24 protein-coding genes and 3 tRNA genes are annotated in these 19,703 nt (G+C 69.4%); 4 read left to right on the top strand and 23 right to left on the bottom strand.

Annotated elements, in window-relative coordinates:
- Positions 1 to 10 precede the first annotated feature (10 nt).
- The 11 genes from CLV68_RS06305 to rplJ all read right to left on the bottom strand — a co-directional run bounded on the left by CLV68_RS06305 (position 11) and on the right by rplJ (position 11,102).
- On the bottom strand, positions 11 to 1,276 hold the full coding sequence (locus CLV68_RS06305; RefSeq protein ID WP_121389569.1) for an MCE family protein: 1,266 nt from the start codon (positions 1,274 to 1,276) through the stop codon (positions 11 to 13).
- Positions 1,276 to 2,448, bottom strand: coding sequence for an MCE family protein (locus CLV68_RS06300; protein ID WP_121389568.1), 1,173 nt, complete (start codon positions 2,446 to 2,448; stop codon positions 1,276 to 1,278). The genes CLV68_RS06305 and CLV68_RS06300 overlap by 1 nt, the downstream gene beginning before the upstream one ends.
- Complete coding sequence (locus CLV68_RS06295; protein WP_121389567.1) at positions 2,448 to 3,641, bottom strand: MCE family protein; 1,194 nt, start codon at positions 3,639 to 3,641, stop codon at positions 2,448 to 2,450. The genes CLV68_RS06300 and CLV68_RS06295 overlap by 1 nt, the downstream gene beginning before the upstream one ends.
- Positions 3,638 to 4,633: an MCE family protein gene (locus tag CLV68_RS06290; RefSeq protein ID WP_121389566.1), complete on the bottom strand. Its 996-nt coding sequence runs from the start codon at positions 4,631 to 4,633 to the stop codon at positions 3,638 to 3,640. The genes CLV68_RS06295 and CLV68_RS06290 overlap by 4 nt, the downstream gene beginning before the upstream one ends.
- Positions 4,630 to 5,664 carry an MCE family protein gene (locus CLV68_RS06285; RefSeq protein WP_121389565.1) on the bottom strand — a complete coding sequence of 345 codons (1,035 nt, stop codon included), beginning with the start codon at positions 5,662 to 5,664 and terminating at the stop codon, positions 4,630 to 4,632. The genes CLV68_RS06290 and CLV68_RS06285 overlap by 4 nt, the downstream gene beginning before the upstream one ends.
- Entirely contained in the window at positions 5,661 to 6,989 is a 1,329-nt protein-coding gene (locus CLV68_RS06280; protein ID WP_121389564.1) for an MCE family protein, read from the bottom strand. The genes CLV68_RS06285 and CLV68_RS06280 overlap by 4 nt, the downstream gene beginning before the upstream one ends.
- Complete coding sequence (locus CLV68_RS06275; RefSeq protein ID WP_121389563.1) at positions 6,986 to 7,789, bottom strand: MlaE family ABC transporter permease; 804 nt, start codon at positions 7,787 to 7,789, stop codon at positions 6,986 to 6,988. Before CLV68_RS06275 ends, CLV68_RS06280 begins: the two co-directional genes overlap by 4 nt.
- A gap of 1 nt (position 7,790) precedes the next feature.
- Positions 7,791 to 8,579, bottom strand: a complete 789-nt coding sequence (locus CLV68_RS06270) for an MlaE family ABC transporter permease (RefSeq protein ID WP_170224127.1) — start codon at positions 8,577 to 8,579, stop codon at positions 7,791 to 7,793.
- The gene (locus CLV68_RS06265) at positions 8,576 to 9,649 is read right to left on the bottom strand and encodes an ABC transporter ATP-binding protein (RefSeq protein ID WP_121389562.1); all 1,074 of its coding nucleotides are present in this window, start codon (positions 9,647 to 9,649) and stop codon (positions 8,576 to 8,578) included. Before CLV68_RS06265 ends, CLV68_RS06270 begins: the two co-directional genes overlap by 4 nt.
- A gap of 446 nt (positions 9,650 to 10,095) precedes the next feature.
- Entirely contained in the window at positions 10,096 to 10,479 is a 384-nt protein-coding gene (gene rplL, locus CLV68_RS06260; protein ID WP_121389561.1) for a 50S ribosomal protein L7/L12, read from the bottom strand.
- A 62-nt stretch (positions 10,480 to 10,541) separates the two neighbouring features.
- Positions 10,542 to 11,102 carry a 50S ribosomal protein L10 gene (gene rplJ, locus CLV68_RS06255; RefSeq protein WP_121389560.1) on the bottom strand — a complete coding sequence of 187 codons (561 nt, stop codon included), beginning with the start codon at positions 11,100 to 11,102 and terminating at the stop codon, positions 10,542 to 10,544.
- A gap of 270 nt (positions 11,103 to 11,372) precedes the next feature.
- Between rplJ and CLV68_RS06250 the strand changes: the two genes are divergently transcribed.
- Genes CLV68_RS06250 through CLV68_RS06240 form a run of 3 tightly spaced genes read left to right on the top strand, consistent with a single transcriptional unit; the run spans position 11,373 to position 12,909 of the window.
- Positions 11,373 to 12,143 (top strand): hypothetical protein, encoded by a 771-nt coding sequence (locus tag CLV68_RS06250; protein WP_147459892.1) that lies wholly within the window; start codon positions 11,373 to 11,375, stop codon positions 12,141 to 12,143.
- A 38-nt stretch (positions 12,144 to 12,181) separates the two neighbouring features.
- Positions 12,182 to 12,469 (top strand): toxin-antitoxin system HicB family antitoxin, encoded by a 288-nt coding sequence (locus CLV68_RS06245; protein WP_170224125.1) that lies wholly within the window; start codon positions 12,182 to 12,184, stop codon positions 12,467 to 12,469.
- Positions 12,466 to 12,909, top strand: a complete 444-nt coding sequence (locus tag CLV68_RS06240; RefSeq protein WP_121389558.1) for a type II toxin-antitoxin system VapC family toxin — start codon at positions 12,466 to 12,468, stop codon at positions 12,907 to 12,909. The genes CLV68_RS06245 and CLV68_RS06240 overlap by 4 nt, the downstream gene beginning before the upstream one ends.
- Positions 12,910 to 12,925: 16 nt before the next feature.
- On the opposite strand, the gene CLV68_RS06235 is transcribed toward CLV68_RS06240, so the two are convergent.
- Complete coding sequence (locus tag CLV68_RS06235; protein ID WP_147459891.1) at positions 12,926 to 13,441, bottom strand: hypothetical protein; 516 nt, start codon at positions 13,439 to 13,441, stop codon at positions 12,926 to 12,928.
- A 147-nt stretch (positions 13,442 to 13,588) separates the two neighbouring features.
- On the opposite strand from CLV68_RS06235, the gene CLV68_RS06230 reads away from it, so the two are divergent.
- Positions 13,589 to 13,855, top strand: coding sequence for a hypothetical protein (locus tag CLV68_RS06230; protein ID WP_121389556.1), 267 nt, complete (start codon positions 13,589 to 13,591; stop codon positions 13,853 to 13,855).
- Here the strand turns inward: CLV68_RS06230 and rplA are convergent, their stop codons facing one another.
- The 11 genes from rplA to CLV68_RS06175 form a co-directional block, all read right to left on the bottom strand.
- Positions 13,856 to 14,575, bottom strand: coding sequence for a 50S ribosomal protein L1 (gene rplA, locus CLV68_RS06225; RefSeq protein WP_121389555.1), 720 nt, complete (start codon positions 14,573 to 14,575; stop codon positions 13,856 to 13,858).
- Between the two features lie 117 nt (positions 14,576 to 14,692).
- Complete coding sequence (rplK, locus tag CLV68_RS06220; protein WP_092777606.1) at positions 14,693 to 15,124, bottom strand: 50S ribosomal protein L11; 432 nt, start codon at positions 15,122 to 15,124, stop codon at positions 14,693 to 14,695.
- A gap of 110 nt (positions 15,125 to 15,234) precedes the next feature.
- On the bottom strand, positions 15,235 to 16,137 hold the full coding sequence (gene nusG / locus CLV68_RS06215; protein ID WP_121389554.1) for a transcription termination/antitermination protein NusG: 903 nt from the start codon (positions 16,135 to 16,137) through the stop codon (positions 15,235 to 15,237).
- Positions 16,138 to 16,192: 55 nt separating this feature from the next.
- Entirely contained in the window at positions 16,193 to 16,609 is a 417-nt protein-coding gene (gene secE, locus CLV68_RS06210) for a preprotein translocase subunit SecE (RefSeq protein ID WP_121389553.1), read from the bottom strand.
- A 61-nt stretch (positions 16,610 to 16,670) separates the two neighbouring features.
- A tRNA-Trp gene (locus CLV68_RS06205) sits at positions 16,671 to 16,743 on the bottom strand.
- A 208-nt stretch (positions 16,744 to 16,951) separates the two neighbouring features.
- A complete protein-coding gene (locus tag CLV68_RS06200; RefSeq protein ID WP_121389552.1) occupies positions 16,952 to 18,049 on the bottom strand; it encodes an aminotransferase-like domain-containing protein in 1,098 nt (365 codons plus the stop codon).
- Positions 18,050 to 18,111: 62 nt separating this feature from the next.
- Complete coding sequence (locus CLV68_RS06195; protein ID WP_121389551.1) at positions 18,112 to 18,513, bottom strand: MaoC/PaaZ C-terminal domain-containing protein; 402 nt, start codon at positions 18,511 to 18,513, stop codon at positions 18,112 to 18,114.
- Positions 18,510 to 18,968, bottom strand: a complete 459-nt coding sequence (locus CLV68_RS06190) for a MaoC family dehydratase N-terminal domain-containing protein (RefSeq protein WP_121390999.1) — start codon at positions 18,966 to 18,968, stop codon at positions 18,510 to 18,512. The genes CLV68_RS06195 and CLV68_RS06190 overlap by 4 nt, the downstream gene beginning before the upstream one ends.
- Positions 18,969 to 19,093: 125 nt before the next feature.
- On the bottom strand, positions 19,094 to 19,258 hold the full coding sequence (gene rpmG / locus CLV68_RS06185; protein WP_092777594.1) for a 50S ribosomal protein L33: 165 nt from the start codon (positions 19,256 to 19,258) through the stop codon (positions 19,094 to 19,096).
- Positions 19,259 to 19,420: 162 nt separating this feature from the next.
- Positions 19,421 to 19,493: transfer RNA gene (locus CLV68_RS06180), tRNA-Met, on the bottom strand.
- Positions 19,494 to 19,555: 62 nt separating this feature from the next.
- A tRNA-Thr gene (locus CLV68_RS06175) sits at positions 19,556 to 19,628 on the bottom strand.
- Positions 19,629 to 19,703 lie beyond the last annotated feature (75 nt).

The raw sequence follows: 19,703 nt of genomic DNA, 5'->3' as shown, positions 1-19,703 counted from the left end.
CGGAGGTAGGTTAGCCCCCGAGGCCGAGCAACCCGGCGAGGCTGGCGAGGCCGCCGAGACCGGGCTGGGTGAGGGTGCCGGGGATGCTGTTCTGGGCCATGTCGGCGAGCTGCTGGGCGGGGCGGTCGCGGTTGGCGGCCAGGTCCTGCGCGGTCGGCTGCACGGGCTTGCCGCCGAAGGGCGCGTTCTGCGACCCGCGCACGGCGATGGGGCTGCCGACCGGTTCGGCGCAGTAGGCCCGCGCGTTCTCCGGGACCGGCGTGAGGTCGTTGCCCGCGCGGCGCTGGGTGCCCTCGTAGCCGCGGGTGCAGGCGGGCGGGTCGAACAGGTTCAGCGCCAGGCCGAGGTGCGCGGTGCCGTCGCCGGGCACGACCGTCTTGGGGCCGACCGCGACGACGGGGTAGGCGACCAGCGCGAGTTCGAGGCCGTCGACCCGGGTGACCAGGATGTTCGAGGTGGTCAGCAGGTTCGCGGTGAGGTAGCCGATGCCCTGGCCGGACTCGCGCAGCAACCCGGTGACCGCATCGGCCGCGCCGGGGGTGGCGGCGATGAGCTGCCGGATGGCCGGGTCCGAGGTGCGCAGCTGGGCGGAGAGGTCGCGCAGGTCCGCGGCGAAGGACTTGATGTTGCCCGACTGCGCGGCCTGGGTCCCGAGCACGATCGCGCCGTCGTCGATCAGCTTGATCGTCTGCGGCAGGTTCTCCTTGGCCGCCCGGGTGAACTCGCCGGTGGTGTCGATCAGCACCCGCAGGTCGTCGCCGGTGCCCGCGAACGCCTTGTCCAGCTCGTCGACCACGGTGCGCAGCGCGTCGGTGGGCACCGAGTTGGCCAGGGTGTCCAGGTCGCGGATGACGGTGTCGGTGCTGACCGGGGTCGTGGTGCGGTCGGCGGGGATGACGGTGCCCTCGGCGAGCCGGGTGCCGCCGTCGGCGCGCGGGCGCAGGTCGACGAACTGCTCGCCGACCGCGGACCGGTTGGCGACCACGGCGTCGAGGTCGGCGGGGATCTCCGGGGCGGACGGGTCGATGTCGAGGTCGACGTCCATGCCCGCGCGGGTCAGCCGGATGTCGCCGACCCGGCCCACGTTCACACCGCGGTAGGTGACCTCGGCGTTGGTGAAGATGCCGCCGGAGTCGGTGAGCTGGAGCGTCACCCGGTAGCCGTTGGCGCCGAAGACCCGGCCGACGTCGGTGAACCGGAACGCGGCGTAGACCACGGAGACGACCGCGATCAGGAAGAACGCGACGAGCTGGAGGCGGACCTTCCTGGTCAGCATCAGGAACCGCCTCCCAGCAGGATGTCGAAGAGGCTGGGCAGCCTGGGCTGCTGCTGGTTGGGCGAGCCGAGGACCGGCAGCGGCAACGGGGCCGGGGCGTTGGTGGGGACGCCCGGGGTGCCGTTGGTGGCGGCGCCGATGATCGGGATGTCCTGGAGCGGGTTCTGGCGGCTGCGGCTGAGGTTGTCGAGCACGCTCTGCAGGTTCAGGTCGATCTTGGCGTAGAGGTTGAAGTAGTCGCCCTGCACGCCCTTCACCGCCTGGTCGGTGAACGGGAAGGTCAGCATCAGCTCCAGCGACCTGGGCAGGTTCGCGCCCGCCTCACCGAGCTTGCGCAGCGTCGGGGTCAACGCCTTGAGGTCGGCGACCAGGTCGGCCTGGCTCTTGTTGACCGTGTCCACCGCGACGTCGGACAGGGTGTCGAGGCTCTGCAGCATCGTCACCAACTGGCGGCGCTGGTCGGAGAGCACCTGCAAGCCGGGGCCGATGTCGTCGATGGCCCCGACGAGCTGGTCCTTCTGGGCGTTGAGGGTGCTGGCGAGCCGGTTGACGCCGTCGAGGGCGCGGGTGATGTCGGACTTGCCCGCGTCGAGGGTGGTGACCATCGTGTTGACGTTGTCGAGCAGGGCGCGCAGGGCGGTCTCGTTGCCCGCGGTGGCGTTGTTGAGCTCCTTGGTGATCGTCTGCAACTGCTCGACACCACCGCCGTTGAGCAGCAGCGACAGCGCGCCGAGGACCTCCTCGACCTCGGTGTTGCGGTTGGTCCGCTCCACCGGGATCAGGGCGCCGTCGGTGAGCTTGCCGCTGCCCTGGTCGGCCGGTGGCCTGCTCAGCTCGACGTACTTCTCCCCCAGCAGGCTGGACTGGCGCAGCTTGGCCAGCGCGTTGGCCGGGAGGTCGACCCCGCCGTTGACCAGGACGGTGACCTCGGCGGTCCAGCCGTCCTGGGCGAGGGTGATCTCGTCGACCCGGCCGACCGTGACCTCGTTGACCTTCACCCCGGACTGCGGCACGAGGTCCAGGACGTCCTTGAACTGCACCTTGACCCGGTAAGGGTGGTCGCCCAAGTCAGCGCCACCTGGCAGGGGAAGGTCGTAGATGCCGGTAAAACCGCAGGCAGACAGGGCCATCGCGGCAGCGGCGAGCATGGCGGCGATCTTCACGCGGGCCATCAGCGGCCCCCCAACGAGTAAGCGTCACCGGCGATTGGTAGCGGCAACGTGGGCAGCTTGCCGCTACGCATGCCCTCGATGACCTGCGCGGGAGAGGGCAACGGCACCGCGCCCTGCACCACCGGCGCGAGCTGGTCGCACAGGTCGGCGAGGGTCTGCGGCAACGGCTGCGCGGTGCCCTGGCGGACCAGCTTGCACACGGTCACGATCGGCGGCTGGGTCAGCTCGTTGATGTTGGCCCGCGCGTCGAGGGTGCCCGACGACGCGTTGTAGGTGTTGATCACGTTGCTCAGCGCGAGCGGCGCGATGTCGAGCGTCTCGGCCAGCGCGGCCCGCTGGTCGACCAGCACCTGGGTGACCGAGGCCAGCTTGTCCACATTGGACTTGAGGTGGCCCCGGTTGTCGTTGATGAACTTCTGCACGGTGCCCAGCGCGATGCCGAGCTGGTCCACCGCGGCCGCCAAGTTGCCGCGCTCGGCGGAGAGGAACTTCGACGCCTCGGCCAGCTCCGTGGTGAAGGTGCGCACGTGCTCGTCGTTGGCCGCCAGCGTGCTGGTGAACTTCTGCAGCTGGGTGATGGTGGCGAACAGGTCGTCGGAGTTGCCGGACAGGGTGCTGCTGAGCTTGCCGAGCTGGGTGACGGTGTCGTTGACCGCCTGGCCGTTGCCGTCGAGGTTGCGCGAGAGCGCGATCAGCAGGTCCGACAGGGCGCCGTCCTTGTTGACCCCGTTCGGGCCGAGGGTCTCGCTGACCCTGGCCAGGCTGGCGTAGAGGTCGTCGACCTCCAGCGGGGTCGCGGTCCGATCGCGCGGGATGACCGCACCGGTCGCCATGACCTCGCCGCCGGTGAAGGCCGGGGTGAGCTGGACGTACCGGTCGGACACCAGCGACGGCGCCACGATGACCGCCTTCGCCTCGGCTGGCACCTCGACGGTCCGGTCGACCAGCATCTCGACCTCGACCCGGTCCCCCTTGGGCGTGATCTTGTCGACGGTGCCGACCCGCACGCCGAGCACCCGCACGTCGTTGTCCTCGTAGAGCCCGACGACCCCGGCGAACACGGCTGTGTACCGCTTGGTGTTCGGCTCGCGCAGCAGCCACCACAGCGCGGCGGCGACCACGAGGCCGAGCACGCAGATCAGGGCGAGCACCCTGGCGGCGTCGCGGCGGTTCTTCGTGGCGAAGGTGCTCATCGGGCCTCCCCCAGGCAGCCGGGCTGGTTGACCGGGCCGATGGACGGGGGCAGCAGGCCGCAGATGTAGTTGTCGAACCAGCGGCCGCTGCCGATCGCGTTGTTGAACTGGCGCACGAACGGGGCGAACTTGCGGATGCCCTCGGCCAGCGAGTCCTGGTTGCGCTGCAACATCGAGGAGAGCTGGTCGAGGCTCTGCAGCACCGGGCCGAGTTGGGCGTTGTTGTCGTCGACCAGCCCCTGCAGCTCGGTCGCCAGGTCCTTGGTACCGGTGAGCAGCGCGGAGATGGCGTTCTTGCGGTTGTTGAGCTCGGTGAGCAGCAGGCTGCCGTCGGAGAGGATCTTGGCGACCTGCGCGTCGCGGTCGGCGAGCGTGGTGGAGATCTGCCTGGTGTTGTCCAGCAGCGAGGCCAGTTGCTCGTCGCGGGAGGAGATGGTGCGCGAGAGCGACTGGAGCCCGGTGAGCGCGCCGCGGACGTCGTCCGGGGTGTCGGCGAAGGTCTCGGCGATGACCTCCATGCTGCGGGCCAGCTGGGTCGTGTCGATCTCGTTGACCGTGTCGGCCAGGCCGCGGAACGCCTCCAGCACGTCGTAGGGGGCGGTGGTGCGCTCGCGCGGGATGCGGGTGCCGGGGTCGAGCACCTCGGTGCCCTCGGGCGCCAGCGACAGGAACTTCTGCCCCAGCAGGGTCTTGATCTTGATCTCCGCCCTGGTCCGGTCGCCGACCCAGGCGTCCTTGACCTTGAACCGCACCACCACCCGGTCCCGGTCGAGGTCCACATCGGACACCGAGCCGACCTTGATGCCCGCGATCCGCACCTCGTCGTCGGCCTGGATGCCCGCCGCCTCGCTGAACTCGGCGCTGTAGGTCGTGCCGCCGCCGATGATCGGCAGGTCGTCGGAGTAGATCGCGGCGAGCAGCACCAGCGCGATGGTGAGCAGGCTGACCAACCCGATCGGGACCGGGTTGCGGGAGCGGAACGACCGGCTCATCGCAGGCACCTCGGCTGACTGGCAGGCAGCACCGGGATGTCGAGCGGGGTGCTGATCAGGCCGGGCACGCTGACCTCGCCGGATGCCTCGCAGAGGTAGAAGTTGAACCACGAGCCGTAGCTGACCGTGCGGGTGAGCGCGGCGGTCTTGGTCGGCAGGAACTGGATGAAGTGCTCCACGGTCTGCTCGCTCTCGTTGAGCGTGCGCACCAGGCCACCGAGGTTGGCGATGTCCTGCTTGAGCGGCGCGCGGGCCTCGTCGAGCAGGCCCGCGGTCGTGGTGGTCAGGCCGCCCAGGGCGTCGACCGCCTGCCCGATCGGCACCCGGTCCTCGGCCAGCCCGCTGACCAGCTGCTGCACCTGGGTGATCACCGTGGACAGCTGGTCGCCGTGGGCGTTGACGGTGGTCAGCACCGTGTTGAGGTTGGTGATCACCTCGCCGATGACCTGGTCCTTCTGCGCGAGGGTGCTGGTCAGCGACGCCGTGTGCGACAGCAGCGTCTCGACCGTGCCGCCCTCGCCCTGGAGCACCTGGATGATCTCGTAGGACAGCTTGTTCACCTCGTCCGGCGACAGCGCCTGGAACAGCGGCTTGAACCCGTTGAACAGCTGTGTCAGGTCCAGCGCGGGCTTGGTCCGCTGCACCGGGATGGTGTCGCCGGGGTTGAGCACCGCGTTCGGGTCCTCGGCCGCGCCCTGGCCCAGGGACACGTACCGCTGGCCGACCAGATTCCGGAACTTGATCTGCGCGGTCACCGAGGCGGGCAGCTTGCGGTCGGCGGCGACGGAGAACGTCACCAGCGCCTGGGTCCGGTCGGCGACCGCCACCCCCTCGACCTGACCGACCCGCACGCCCGCGATCCGCACGTCGTCACCGGGCAGCAGGAGCGTCGCGTCGGTGAACCTGGCCTGGTAGGAGTTGGTCGAGCTGAGGTCGACGTTGGCGATGCTGATCGCCAGCACGGCGGTGGCCGCGACGGTGACGACCATGAACACGGCCAGCTTGACCAGGGGTGCGACGAGACTCCTCACTGGAACCTCACCTCCGCGCCGCGGAACGCCGGGCCGAGCAGCATCGTCGACCAGCCGGGGACTCCCCCGGGGGTGGTGCCCAGTTCGGGGGCGATGATCTGCGCCAGGAACGCGGCTTCCTGCGGGGAGTTCGCGATGCCGATATCCGCGCCACCACCGGCGGCGTTGGGCGTGGTGTTGCCGGGCGGCAGCAGTCCATCCTGGACGGACCGGGCGGGCGGCGGGTTGGTGGCGCCGTCGCGCAGCGGGCCATCCGGCGGGGACTGCGGGAACGGCGAGGGGAACTGGGTGAAGTCGTAGCAGCGCGGGCCGCGGTTCTCCTCGTAGCGCGGCTCGTCCTTGCCCGGCCGGTAGGGGCCGCGGTTCACCGTGATCTCGATGGTCGCGTGCAGGCCGGGCTTGTTGGTGCCCTTGCCGAACGCCTTGTCCAGCTCCGGCACCGCCTCGGCCATCAGCTGCAACAGGCACGGGTACTCGGGGGAGTAGCGGGCCAGCGTCTCCAGCGTGGGGCGGGAGGTGTCGGCGAGCTGGATCAGGTTGTTCTTGTTGACCCGCAGGAAGGCGTCGAGGTCGCGGGCGGCCGTGGTCGTCGTCGCGTAGAGGGCGTCGAGGTTCGCGCGCTGGTCGGCGATGGTCTTCGAGGTGGCGGTCAGGTCGGTCAGCGTCGCCACCAGGTCGGGCGTGGCGTCGCTGTAGGTGTCGGCGACCGTGGCCAGGGTGCGCAGGTCCTTCTGCAACTGCGGCAGGTGCGGGTTCAGCTCGCCGACGAGTTCACCCAGGTCGGCGAGGGTCTTACCGAGGTCCTCACCGCGGCCTTCGAGCGCGGTCGCGATGGCGGTGAGGGTGCTCGACAGCTTCTGCGGCTGCACGGCCTGCAAGACCGGCAGCAGGCTCTCGAACGCCTGCTCCAGCTCGACGGCGCGCACCGAGGTGTCCTGCGTGATCCGGTCGCCCGCGGCCAGCGAGGTGGTCGCGGCGTCGTCGGGGATCTGCAGCGAGACGTAGCGCTCGCCGAACAGGGTCTTGGGCAGGAACCGGGCGGAGACGTTGGCCGGGATCACGTCGATCTTCTCGGGGTCCAGCGCCAGGTCGAGTTCGGCGCCCGTCGCGGTCGGGGTGATCCGGCGGACCTCGCCCACGATCAGGCCGCGCACCTTCACATCGGAGTGCACCGCGAGCTGGTTGCCGACCTTGTCCGTGGTGAGCGTGACGGCCGCGACGGGGGTGAACGCCTTGTTGTACATGGCGATGCTGAGCCCGACGAGGGCCGCCACCACCACGAGGAACAGCACCCCGTTGAGCCTGCGCCGGATCGTCGCGCTCATCCCGCGATCCTCACCGTCGTCGTGGTACCCCAGATCGCGAAGCCGATGAAGAAGTTGACCAGCGCCACGGTGACGATCGTGGTCCGCACCGCCCGGCCGACCGCGATGCCGACCCCGGCCGGGCCACCGCTGGCGGTGTAGCCGTAGTAGCAGTGCGACAGGATGATGATGATCGCGAAGATCAGGACCTTGCCGAAGGACCAGAAGACGTCCTCGGGGGGTAAGAACAGGTTGAAGTAGTGGTCGTACGTGCCCGCGGACTGGCCGTAGAAGTGGACCGTGATGGTGCGCGACGCGAGGTACGAGGTCAGCAGGCCGATGATGTAGAGCGGGATGACCGCGATGAACCCGGCGATGATCCGGGTCGTCACCAGGAACGGCAGGCTCGGCACGGCCATGACTTCCAGCGCGTCGATCTCCTCCGAGATCCGCATCGCACCGAGCTGCGCGGTGAAGCCGGAACCGACGGTCGCGGAGAGGGCGAGACCGGCCACGAGCGGCGCGATCTCGCGGGTGTTGATGTAGGCGGAGGCGAACCCGGAGAACGCGGCGGTCCCGATCTGGTCGAGCGCGGCGTAACCCTGGAGGCCGACGACCACGCCGGTGAAGACGGTGAGGCCGACCATGACCCCGACGGTGCCGCCGATGACCGCGAGCGCGCCGCTGCCGAAACTGACCTCGGCGAGCAGGCGCAGCGTCTCCCGGGTGTAGCGGCGCAGCGCGCGCGGGATCCACGCGATGGCGCGCACGTAGAAGGAGAGCTGGTCCCCGAGCTGGTCGAGGGTCTTCAGTGGCCCCATGTCAGCTGCCCTTCGCCGGGACGACCTGCAGGTACACCGCCGTCAGCACGAAGTTGACGAAGAACAGCAGCAGGAACGTGATGACGACGGACTGGTTCACCGCGTCCCCCACGCCCTTCGGGCCGCCCTTGGGGTTGAGCCCCCGGTAGGCCGCGACGACACCGGCGATGAAGCCGAAGATCAGCGCCTTGAGCTCGCTGATCCACAGGTCCGGCAGCTGCGCGAGCGCGGAGAAGCTGGCCAGGTACGCGCCCGGGGTGCCGCCCTGCAGGACGACGTTGAAGAAGTAGCCGCCCATCACCCCGACGACGCTGACCAGGCCGTTGAGCAGGACGGCGACGAGCATCGCGGCCAGGACCCTGGGGACGATCAACCGCTGCACCGGGGAGACCCCCAGCACCTCCATGGCATCGATCTCCTCGCGGATGGTGCGAGAACCGATGTCGGCACAGATCGCGCTACCGCCCGCGCCCGCGACTAGAAGCGCGGTGACGAGAGGGGCGGCCTGCTGGATGATCGCGAGAACGCTGGCGGCGCCGGTGAACGACTGCGCTCCCAATTGGACGATCAACGTGCCCAGCTGCAGGGCCACGATCGCGCCGAACGGGATGGCGACCAGCGCCGTCGGCAGGATCGTGACGCTGGCGATGAACCAGCACTGCTGGATGAACTCGCGGGTCTGGAACGGCCGCCGGAAGGTGTTCACCACGACGTCGATGCCGAGCGCGCACAGCCTGCCGGTCTCGCGCAGCGCACCGGCGCCGGGGAAGGACCTGGTCGCGGCCGTCATGGTCGACCGCCCGGCCAGACCGGGATCTCCTGGGTGTCGTCGTGGGCGGGGCGCGGGCTCGGGGCGGTGAGGCCGTAGCGCAGGCGGTCCTCGTGGGTCAGGGAGGCGATGATGCCTTCCTGGGCGGCGGTGGGCAGGGAGTGCAGCACCTGCATCACCCGGTCCTTGCGCCTGCGCACCGCCTTGCGCTCCGGCAGTCCGGGGGTCGGTTCGAGCTGCGCCACGATGCCCCGCAGGTCCTCTTCGGACGACCCGTCGGAGTGCCCGGCCGCCGCGTGCGCCGCCTCCTGCGCCATCTGCGCGGCGTCCTTCTCCTCCGACATGCCGATCGGCCCGATCCTGCGGCCGTTGAGGAACTGCTCGACCACCGGCTCGTCGCTGGTCAGCAGCACCTCGCGCGGGCCGAACATGACCAGTTCCTTGCGGAAGAGCATGCCCAGGTTGTCCGGCACGGTCCTGGCGAGGTTGATGTTGTGCGTGACGATCAGGATGGTCGCGTCGATCTGCGCGTTGAGGTCGATCAGCAACTGGCTCAGGTAGGCGGTCCGCACCGGGTCGAGCCCGGAGTCCGGCTCGTCGCACAGGATGATCTCGGGGTCCAGCACCAGGGCGCGGGCGAGTCCGGCGCGCTTGCGCATCCCGCCGGAGATCTCCCCGGGGAGCTTGCGCTCAGCGCCCTGCAGCCCGGTCAACTCCAACTTGTCGAGCACGACCCGCTTGATCTCGGCCTCGGACTTGCGCGTGTGCTCCCGCAGCGGGAAGGCCACGTTGTCGTAGAGGTTCATCGACCCGAACAGCGCGCCGTCCTGGAACAGCACCCCGAACAGCTTGCGCACCTCGTAGAGCTTCGCCTCGGAACAGGTGACGATGTCCACCCCGTTGACCACGCACCGCCCCCGGTCCGGCTTCAGCAGACCGATCATGGACTTGAGGAACACCGACTTCCCCGTCCCCGAAGGCCCGAGCATCACCGACACCTCCCCCGGCGGCAGCGTGAGCGTGACGTCCCGCCAGATGGCCTGACTCCCGAAGGACTTCGTCAGCCCCTCGACCACCACCTCGGCGCCCATCAACCCTCCCGACCCGCACGGCCCGTTCACCCCAGTGCAACGAGGGCGACCCAGCCGGGTTACTAGCGAAGTTACTGCCGAGTTGGAAAAGTACTCGGATCCCTCCCTGTTCGCTCAACCGGGTTATGAGATTGGCCACAGGGGAACTATGGGTTACCGGGAGTGACTCTTCGTGGTGGTGGGGTTGTCCACAGGGAGCCTGCCGCGTGAGCGACGCTACGGGTGCCGCTCCCCCACACAAAACAAGTCCGCCCCATCGAGCCGGCCTGGCACCAGCGGATCCGAGGAGCGCGTGGCTGGCCAACGATGTAGAGGGGCGCGTGGCTGGCCAACGATCGTGAAAGCCGGGTGGAGACCACCGTCGCCGAGTCTCCACCCGACTCGGGCGCCAAGACGCCGAAGAGCCCGGCACCGTGGGGGTGCCGGGCTCTTCGGGAGAGCGGGAACTACTTGACGGAGATCTTGGCGCCTGCGGCCTCGAGCTTCTCCTTGGCGGCCTCGGCGGCCTCCTTGGCGACCTTCTCGAGGACGGCCTTGGGGGCGGCCTCGACGAGCTCCTTGGCCTCCTTGAGGCCCAGGCCGGAGACGACCTCGCGGACGACCTTGATGACCTGGATCTTCTTGTCACCGGCGGACTCGAGGATGACGTCGAACTCGTCCTGCTCCTCGGCGGCCTCGACCGGGGCGGCGCCGGGGGCGGCGGCGACGGCGACCGGGGCGGCGGCGGTGACCTCGAAGGTCTCCTCGAACTGCTTCACGAAGCCCGAGAGCTCGAGGAGAGTCATCTCCTTGAACGCGTCGAGCAGCTCGTCGGTGCTGAGCTTCGCCATGGTGGCGGTCCTTTCACTAACACACCCGGGCTAGCGGGCGCGGTTCTTCCGGGTGGGGTGTTTCAGCTCTCGGCTGCGTCGTCCGCGGGAGCGGAGGCACCGCCTTCGGCGGCCGCCTTCTTCTCCTGCAGCGCCGCGGCAAGGCGGGCGATCTGCGAGGCCGGGGCGTTGAACAGCCCGGCGGCCTTGGCGAGGTTGCCCTTCATCGCGCCCGCCAGCTTGGCGAGCAGCACCTCACGGCTGTCGAGGTCGGCGATCTGCGCGACCTCTTCGACGGTGAGCGGGCGGCCCTCCATGTAGCCGCCCTTGATGACCAGACCCTTGTTGTCCTTCGCGAAGTCGCGGATGGCCTTCGCGGCGTCGACCGGCTCGCCCTGCACGAAGGCGATGGCGGTCGGGCCGATGAACAGGCTGTCCAGGCCCTCCACACCCGCGTCAGCGGCAGCCCGCTTGACCAGGGTGTTCTTCGCGACACGGTAGGTCGTGCCAGTGCCGAGAGCGCGACGCAGCGTGGTCAGCTGGGCCACGGAGAGGCCGGTGTACTCGGTGACGACAGTGGCCGAGCTGGTGCGGAACTTGTCCGCGATCTCGGCGACTGCGCCCACCTTCTCTGGCTTCGCCATGGGTCGCCTCCTCTCGTGTTCGGTGTCGCTGGTCGACCCCCGAGAACGAGGAAACGCCCCGGCGCAAAGGCGGCACGGGGCGCGGCAGGGTGCGTGACGCACCCGGAAGCACTATCCATGTCCCCCTGCGCGGGCCGCCCACGGTCGGTGGGGCCTTCGCCTGCCGTTCGCACGACAGGGACCAGCGGTCTTCGGTGAACCAGGGACAAGACTAACCCCAGTCCCTCGGCGAACCAAACCGGGGTCGACCGGCACGGCATGATGGTCACCATGGCCGACCAGGAGCAGCCGGACCGCGACAACCCACCGGCGGGGCCACCCGCGATCCGCCCGCCAGGGCAGCCCCCCGCGGTGCCGATGCCGGACGACGAGCAGTGGCGCCAGTTCCAGGAGTTCCAACGGTTCCAGGAGTTCCAGCGCGGCCAGGCCGACGGCACGCTCCCCCCGCCGCCGAGCGGCCCCAGGCGCCGCCCGTTGTGGCTGCGGGTGCTGCTGGCGAAGTGGTTCCGCAGGTTGATCTACCTGCTGGTCGTGCTGTTGGCGCTCTCTTGGGCCTATCAGCACTACCTGGGCAACCCCGACGAAGACCTCCCGGCGTCGCAGACCGGCGGCGGTAAGACAACCAGGACGGTCTTGTTCGCGACCTCTGCCAAGGAAGCCGTCCGCGCCTTCTACGACAACGTCGCGCAAGAGGTCCTGCCTGACGCGTGCACCCGGTTCGAGACCAAGGAGGTCGAGGACCAGTTCGCGCGCCACTTCAACGCCCCCGACTGCGAGACCGCGGTCAAGCGCCTGCACGCCGAGGTCGGTCGCGCCAACGACTACGCCGAGCCGCGCTTCCCGCTGTCGATGGACCTGACCCCCCGCACCGACGGCACCGTGGTCATCAGCTCGTGCGAGATGGAGGTCTACGACGGCCCCCGCCTCGGCCGCTTCATCGTCAAGGTCATCCCCGGCTCCCGGGGCGACCAGTGGACCATCGCCCGCCACGACGACGAGCCGACCCCGTGCCCGGCCAAGGCTGTCCAGCCCACCGGCTGACCCTGCTATCATCTCGCCGCGAGTGCTATCATCGTGGGGTGAAGCAGCTGATCACCCGGGTCGACGACGGTCTGCACGCCAGGCTGAAGGCGCGCGCGGCAGGCACCAACCGCAGCGTGAACGACCTGGTCGTCGAGGCCCTGGTGGCGGTGTTGGACGGCGGCGAGAACCGCAGGGCCGTCCGCGAGCGGGCCAGGGCGGCCGGTCTGCTGGTGGTCCCCGAGGTCACCGGCCCGGTCGACACCCGCGACGAGGTCATCGCCGCGACCCGGGACAGCGGCGACGCCATCAGCTCCGCGCTGGACGAGGAACGCTCCGCGCGGTGACCCTCCTCTACGCCGACACCAGCGCCGTCGTGCGCGCCTACGCCGTGGGCGAGACCGACCACGAGACCCTGCGCGCCCTGCTGTTCGAGGGGCCGGACCCGGTGGTCACCAGCGAGTTGACCACGGTGGAGTTCGCGAGCGCGGTCTCCGCCGCGGCCAGGACGGGCCGGGTCGACGAGCCGCACCGCTTGATCGCCCGGTTCACCGCCGACTGCGCCGAGGGTGGCCCGGTCAGCGTGCTGCGGCTGGTCCCGGAGTCGGTCCTGCCGACCGCGAGGCGGCTGGTCACCGAGCACGCGATCCGCACCCTCGACGCCCTGCACCTGGCGGTCCTGCTCACCACGGCGACCAGCCTGGCCAGCGGCGACGACATCGTCCTGGTCAGCCGCGACCGGCAGCAGCTGCGGGTCGCGGCCGAGCTGGGGATCGCGGTCGCCTAGTCCGAGGGTCGCCCAGTCAGGGACAGGTGACCTCGACGGTGACCTCGTGGGTGGCGGCGATGCTGCTGCCCCAGTTGCCGAGGACGTCCTTCATCTGGACGCCGTAGTAGGAGTAGAGGCGCCAGGGGCCCGTCTGGCAGGGGTACGCCTCGGCGGCGGAGTTTGCGGTGTTCGAGCCGGAGGCGCCGGGGAAGGTCTTGTCGGTGGTCTTGGTGCCGTCCGGGAAGGTGATCTCGTAGTAGCTGGGTTCCCAGACGCGGCACCCGTTCGGGAGCTTCTCCCAGCCGATGCCGAACAGGGCCAGCCAGCCGCACTCGGTCCACAGCATCGGGTAGACGCCCCCGTCGCCGGAGTCGTAGAAGCACAGCCAGCTCTTCATCCGGCGGTTCTCGTTGCCGTTGTAGTCGACCCAGTCACCGCAGTGCGGCTCGGCGACGGTCAGCGGCGCGGCGGCGGTGGCGGACGCGGGAACGGGGGCGAGGAGGGTGCCGAACGCGAGCACGAGGGCGGCGAACACCCGAGAAGTCTTCATGCGGCAGATCGTTTCGGACCCGGGCCACCCCGCGCCCGGCCAAGTCCGCTGACTCACCAGGTCGGGTGAACTACCCCCGGAGAACGACGCGAGCCCCACCCCGTGGCATGACTCGCCTGCACCCCCGTCGGCCCTACCGTCGCGGGTATGGACGAGCGCGGTTACGACGGCCTGCAGGCGGTCGTGTTCCTGGCCGGGATCTACGAGGGGCTGCTGCCGTTCGTGTCCAAGATCTTCGACTGGGACCCGTTCCTGGCGTTCCCGCTGCGACTGCCCGACCCGCTGTGGTGGATCGTCGCAGGCGCGGCCCTGGTCGTGTGCGTGGCGCTGCTGGAACTGCTCGACCGGGCCAAGAAGCGGGTCGGCTCAACGAAAAAGGCCCCGCCGGAGCGGGGCCTCTTCCACAGGAGCTGACTACGCCTGCACGTCCTCTTCGAGGAGGTTGCGCAGCTTCGCCGGGTCGACCGGGATGCCGGGGCCCATGGTGGTGGAGAAGGTGATCTTCCGCAGGAACCGGCCCTTGGCCGCCGACGGCTTCGCGCGCAGGACCTCGTCGAGGGCCGCGGCGTAGTTCTCCACCAGCTTGGTCTGCTCGAACGAGACCTTGCCGATCACCAGGTGCAGGTTGGACTGCTTGTCCACCCGGAAGTTGATCTTGCCGCCCTTGATCTCGTTGACCGCCTTGGTGACATCGGGGGTCACCGTGCCGGTCTTCGGGTTCGGCATCAGGCCGCGCGGGCCGAGGATGCGGGCGATGCGGCCGACCTTGGCCATCTGGTCCGGGGTGGCGATGGCGGCGTCGAAGTCGAGCCAGCCACCCTGGATGCGCTCGATCAGGTCCTCGGAGCCGACCGCGTCCGCACCGGCGGCCTCGGCCTCGGCGGCCTTGTCGCCGGTCGCGAAGACGATGACGCGGGCGGTCTTACCGGTGCCGTGCGGCAGGTTGACGGTGCCGCGGACCATCTGGTCGGCCTTGCGGGGGTCGACGCCGAGGCGGATGGCGACCTCGACGGTCGCGTCGAGCTTGACCTTGGAGGTCTCCTTCGCCAGCTGCGCGGCCTCGAGCGGGGTGTAGAGCCGCTCGCGGTCGATCAGCTCGGCGGCCTGGCGGTATGCCTTGCTGCGCTTTGCCATTGCTGTTCCTTCTAACGGATGTGTGCGCGGCCGGTCGGGAAGCAACCGGTGGCCGCGTGGATCAGTTGTGGTGCGAGCCAGCGCCTGGCCCTCCCACACGTGCCTCGCGGGTGGTGCTTATTCGACCGTGATGCCCATCGACCGGGCGGTGCCCGCGATGATCTTGGCGGCCTGGTCGATGTCGATCGCGTTGAGGTCGGTCTTCTTGGTCTCGGCGATCTCGCGGACCTGGTCCCAGGTGACCTTGGCGACCTTGGTCTTGTGCGGCTCTGCCGAGCCCTTCTCGATCCCGGCGGCCTTGAGCAGCAGCTTGGCCGCGGGCGGGGTCTTGAGCTTGAAGTCGAACGAGCGGTCCTCGAACACGGAGATCTCGACCGGGACCACGGTCCCCCGCTGCGACTCGGTCGCGGCGTTGTACGCCTTGCAGAACTCCATGATGTTGACGCCGTGCTGGCCCAGCGCGGGGCCGACCGGCGGGGCCGGGTTGGCCAGGCCCGCCTTGATCTGCAGCTTGATGATCGCTGCGAGCTTCTTCTTCTTGGGTGGCATGTCGGGCTTCCTTCAGTGCTTCCAGTATGCGGCGCGCGGAGCACCGCCGAGGACACGGACCGCGCGAATGGCTGCGCGCGGCCGTGCCTGCCGGTCCGGTGGCCGGACCGTCAGATCTTGGAGACCTGGGTGAACGACAGCTCGACCGGGGTCTCCCGACCGAAGATCGACACCAGGACCTTCAGCTTCTGCCCGTCGGCGTTGACCTCGCTGATGGTGGCGGGCAGCGTGGCGAACGGGCCGTCCATGACGGTGACCGACTCGCCGATCTCGAAGTCCACCTCGACCGTGCCGCCGCGACCGCCGCCTGCCGACGAGCCCTTGGCCGCCGCGGGCTTGGCCTCCTCGACCTGCGGGAGGAGGAACTTGAGCACCTCGTCGATGGTCAGCGGGGAGGGCTTCGAGGTCGCGCCGACGAACCCGGTCACGCCGGGGGTGTTGCGGACCGCGGACCAGGACCCGTCGTTGAGCTCCATCCGGACCAGGATGTAGCCGGGCAGCACCTTGCGCTGCACCTGCTTGCGCTGGCCGTTCTTGATCTCGGTGACTTCCTCGGTCGGCACCTCGACCTGGAAGATGTACTCCTCCATGTCCAGGGTCTGGATGCGCGTCTCGAGGTTGGTCTTGACCTTGTTCTCGTAGCCGGCGTAGGAGTGCACGACGTACCAGTCGCCGGGGGCCGAGCGCAGCGCGTCGCGCATCTCGGCGACCGGGTCGGCCGGGGGGGCGTCGATCGGCGTGGCGTCGACCTCGGCCGGGGTCTCGGCCTCGGCCGAATCGGCGTCCTCGTCGTCATCCGAGTCCGCGTCGTCGTCCGAATCCTCGTCGGACGAGTCCTCATCGGACGCGTCGTCGTCGGAGGTGTCCTCGGCGTCGGCTTCGTCGGTGTCGGGTGCGGCCTCGACGACCTCGTCGGCGTTGACCTCGTCGGCGGGCCCGACGTGGTCGACGCCGTCATCGGCGACGAGGCCGGTCAGGTCGCTGCCCTGGGCCGCGCCGTTCTCGGAGGTCACAGTAGGTCTCGCTTCCTTTCGTGCAGCACGTGTTCGCGGCGGTTGCGGCGTGGACTCAGCCGAACAGCCAGAACACGCCCTTGCCAAGGCCGACGTCGAGGCCCGCCACGAGCGCCACCATGAAGGTGACGAAGACCAGCACGACGGCCGTGTAGCCGATCAGCTGCTTGCGGGTGGGCCAGATGACCTTGCGCAGCTCGGAGACGACCTCGCGCAGGAACCGCGAGGTCCTGGCGAAGATCGAGCCCTTGTCGTCCTTGCGGTCGCGGGTGGGCGTCGGGCGGCCCTTGCGGTCGGCGGAGTCGGCCTTGGCCGCGCTGTCCGGCCGCGCCTTGCTCCTCGGTTCCGCCTTGCCGTCAGCGTCCTTGCGCGCGGCCGGTCGAGCCGCACCGCGGCGCTCGCGCCGGGCAGCGGCGGTGGACGGACGAGAAGGGCGCTCCTGCCCCTCTTCCCGCTCCTGGTCCTCGGCCACGCTTCCTCCGCTCGATGGTTACCCAGTCCTGCGCGGGGTCAGCCGGGCCGGACGTTCAACGCAGGGGCGACAGGAATCGAACCTGCAACCTGCGGTTTTGGAGACCGCTGCTCTGCCAATTGAGCTACACCCCTTCGCACTCCTACCGGCCACTCTACCGGCGGACCGCGTTCGGACGCACTCCACTATCCCCACCGGAAACCCGAGGGGGACGGTCAAGTCGTTCCAAGCACGAGAGCATACGGTACCCGCTCCCACGCTCCTAAACCGAGCCCCGATCAAGGCCCTGACCTGCCGGTTCGCCATGGTGATCAAGAACACGGCGAACCGGCGGGGCCGGGCTCACGCACCCAGCGAGCGGACCGCGTCAGCGAGCCGGGCGACACCCTCGGGGATCTGGTCGACCCGCACGCCCGAGTAGGCCAGGCGCATGGTCGACCGACCACCCTCGAGCAGGAAGTCGGTGCCCTTCACGAAGGTCACCCCGCGCTCCTCGGCGGCGGGCAGGAGCTTGGCGACGTCCACGCCGTCCGGCAGCTCGACCCACATGAAGTACCCGCCCTCGGGGGCGGTGAACTTCGCCTCGGGCAACTGCTCGGCCAGCGCGTCGCACAGCACCCGCACCCGCTCGGCCAGCGCGGCGTTGACCGTGGCCACCGCGTCGTCGAACCGGCCGCTGATGGCGAACTGGTGGACGATCGCCTGGGCCAGCATGTTCGGCGAGATGTAGGTGTTGGTGGCGGCGACGCGCACCTTGTCGATCAGCTCGGGCGTGCCGACCAGGTAGCCGACCCGGGTGCCGGGGGCGACCGTCTTGGAGAAAGAACTGGCGTAGACCACGCGGCCGCGGCCCTCGTCGAGCTCCAGCATCGTCGGCAGCGGCTCACCGGCGAAGCGGATCTTGACGTACGGGTCGTCCTCGAAGATGAGGAAGTCGTACTGCTCGGCCAGCTCCAGCAAGCGCTTGCGCTTGGCCAGGCTCAGCGTGTAGCCCGCCGGGTTCTGGAAGTTGGGGATGATGTGGGCGAAGGTCGGGCGCAGGCCACCGGCGAGCAGCGCGGCCAGTTCCTCGGTGTCGATGCCGTCGACCTCGAGCGAGACCGGGCGCACGTCGGCATCGCGCTGACGCAGGCCGAGCAGGGTGCGGTCGTAGGTCGGGCGCTCCACGACCACGGGCTGCCCCGCGGTGACCAACTGGTCGAACAGGAACGCGTCGGCCTGCATCGAGCCGTTGGTGACCAGCACCTGGTTCTCCGCGACGCCGTGCAGGTCCGCGAGGTGCTTGCGCAGCGGGAGGTAACCGACCGCGGTGCCGTAGCCGAGCGCGGCGCCGGGGTCCTTGGTGAGTGCGGCGTCCGCGGCGGCCTTGAGGCCGTCCACGTCGATGATGTCGAGGGAGGGGGCGCCGCGGGCGAAGGAGATGAGTTCTGAAGCCGTCACGCGTGGAATCTAGATGAACCGGGCGTGGCCTGGCCGATGGGGTCGACCACGCCCGGTAGGTCCTACGGGCGGATGATCGCGATGGCCTTACCGAGCACAGCGCGGCCCTCGAACTTGGCCGACAGGTCGACGCGGATAGTGCCGTCTTCCAGGATCGCGCCCACCTTGCCGCTTAGCTCTACCAGCGCGCCGGTGTCGTCGTTGGGGACGACCACGGGCCGGGTGAAGCGGGCCTGGTAGTCGACGAGCGTGCCCAGGCCCCACGCGGTCACGACACGACCGGCCAGCGCCATGGTCAACATGCCGTGCGCGATCACGTCGGGCAGGCCGACGCCCTTGGCGAACGCCTCGTTCCAGTGGATCGGGTTGAAGTCCAGCGCCGCGCCCGCGTAGCGCACCAGGTCGGCCCTGGTGACGCGGACCTCGAGCTCGGGCAGGGCGTCGCCGACGGCGATCTCGCTCACGCCTGCTCCTCCTCGGCGTCGCGCACCACGAGCAGGGCCCGGGTGGTGACCCTCGGCTCGCCCGCGTCGGTGCGGATCTCCGCCTTGAGGGTGATGAAGTCGTTGCCCGCGCGCCGGGAGATGCTCTCCACGACCGTGGTCACCGCGAGCCGGTCGCCCGCGACGACGGGGCTGTGGTGGGTGAAGCTCTGGTCGCCGTGGACCATCCGGCTGTAGTCGAGTCCCAGCTCGGGGTCGTTCACGATCCGGTTGATCGACGCCAGGTTCACGATGGTGGTGAAGGTCGGCGGCGCCACCACGTCGGCGAACCCGAGGGCCTTGGCGGCCTCGACGTCCAGGTACTCCGGCCGCGGGTCCCCGATCGCCTCCGCGAACTCCCGGATCTTCTCCCGCCCGACCTCGTAGACAGACTCCGGCGGATACTCACGCCCCACGAACGACTGCTCCAGCGCCACGCCCACAACCCTACCCACCCACGACAAAGGCCACCCCACACAGGTGGGATGGCCTCATCGTTCCTACTGGACCCAACCGAACACCGGCGTGCCCACGACCGTGAGCGCCAGCGAACCGGTCGTCGTCAGCGGGTTTCCTTGTGCAGCTTGTGGGTCTTGCAGTTCGGGCAGAACTTCTTCAGCTCCACCCGGTCGGGGTCGTTGCGCCGGTTCTTCTTGGTGATGTAGTTGCGGTGCTTGCAGCTCTCACACGCGAGCGTGATCTTCGGCCGCACGTCAGTTGAAGCCACAACAACCAGCCCTTCACAAGATCAACAAACCCCGCAGCAGGACCAGCCCGCCCGCGGGGGTCCGGGGGTTCACCCCCGGCTGGGGCCTGGGGGCCAGGCCCCCAGAGACAATGGCGAAGCGACAAGGCCAAGGCATTCACTTGGCACACGTCACCCATCGCGTAGCGATGGCCGGACTTGAACCGGCGACACAGCGATTATGAGTCGCTTGCTCTACCGACTGAGCTACACCGCTCTGACATGGATCAAGCCGCGCCACACCGCCGATCTTCTCGGTGTACCGCGGCCGAACCGTCGAGCCCCTTTACGGAATCGAACCGTAGACCTTCTCCTTACCATGGAGACGCTCTGCCGACTGAGCTAAAGGGGCTTGTCCCCCGGGCTGCCCCTGGCGACGTGGAGTACTTTACACAGCCCTGCTGGAAGCTCCAAAACGGGGGGTCGA

It is taken from the genome of Actinokineospora cianjurensis (assembly GCF_003663795.1).
In the GTDB taxonomy this organism is placed as follows: Bacteria; Actinomycetota; Actinomycetes; order Mycobacteriales; family Pseudonocardiaceae; genus Actinokineospora; species Actinokineospora terrae.
The sequence above is the reverse complement of the archived record's forward strand: the minus strand, read 5'-3'. Positions and strand labels throughout refer to the sequence as shown.

Bases quoted from the DNA above. Each gene is read 5' to 3' on its own strand.
- CLV68_RS06305 (WP_121389569.1), bottom strand. From the start codon at position 1,276: ATGCTGACCAGGAAGGTCCGCCTCCAGCTCGTCGCGTTCTTCCTGATC.
- CLV68_RS06300 (WP_121389568.1), bottom strand. From the start codon at position 2,448: ATGGCCCGCGTGAAGATCGCCGCCATGCTCGCCGCTGCCGCGATGGCC.
- CLV68_RS06295 (WP_121389567.1), bottom strand. From the start codon at position 3,641: ATGAGCACCTTCGCCACGAAGAACCGCCGCGACGCCGCCAGGGTGCTC.
- CLV68_RS06290 (WP_121389566.1), bottom strand. From the start codon at position 4,633: ATGAGCCGGTCGTTCCGCTCCCGCAACCCGGTCCCGATCGGGTTGGTC.
- CLV68_RS06280 (WP_121389564.1), bottom strand. From the start codon at position 6,989: ATGAGCGCGACGATCCGGCGCAGGCTCAACGGGGTGCTGTTCCTCGTG.
- CLV68_RS06275 (WP_121389563.1), bottom strand. From the start codon at position 7,789: ATGGGGCCACTGAAGACCCTCGACCAGCTCGGGGACCAGCTCTCCTTC.
- CLV68_RS06270 (WP_170224127.1), bottom strand. From the start codon at position 8,579: ATGACGGCCGCGACCAGGTCCTTCCCCGGCGCCGGTGCGCTGCGCGAG.
- CLV68_RS06265 (WP_121389562.1), bottom strand. From the start codon at position 9,649: ATGGGCGCCGAGGTGGTGGTCGAGGGGCTGACGAAGTCCTTCGGGAGT.
- rplL (WP_121389561.1), bottom strand. From the start codon at position 10,479: ATGGCGAAGCTCAGCACCGACGAGCTGCTCGACGCGTTCAAGGAGATG.
- rplJ (WP_121389560.1), bottom strand. From the start codon at position 11,102: ATGGCGAAGCCAGAGAAGGTGGGCGCAGTCGCCGAGATCGCGGACAAG.
- CLV68_RS06250 (WP_147459892.1), top strand. From the start codon at position 11,373: ATGGCCGACCAGGAGCAGCCGGACCGCGACAACCCACCGGCGGGGCCA.
- CLV68_RS06235 (WP_147459891.1), bottom strand. From the start codon at position 13,441: ATGAAGACTTCTCGGGTGTTCGCCGCCCTCGTGCTCGCGTTCGGCACC.
- CLV68_RS06230 (WP_121389556.1), top strand. From the start codon at position 13,589: ATGGACGAGCGCGGTTACGACGGCCTGCAGGCGGTCGTGTTCCTGGCC.
- rplA (WP_121389555.1), bottom strand. From the start codon at position 14,575: ATGGCAAAGCGCAGCAAGGCATACCGCCAGGCCGCCGAGCTGATCGAC.
- rplK (WP_092777606.1), bottom strand. From the start codon at position 15,124: ATGCCACCCAAGAAGAAGAAGCTCGCAGCGATCATCAAGCTGCAGATC.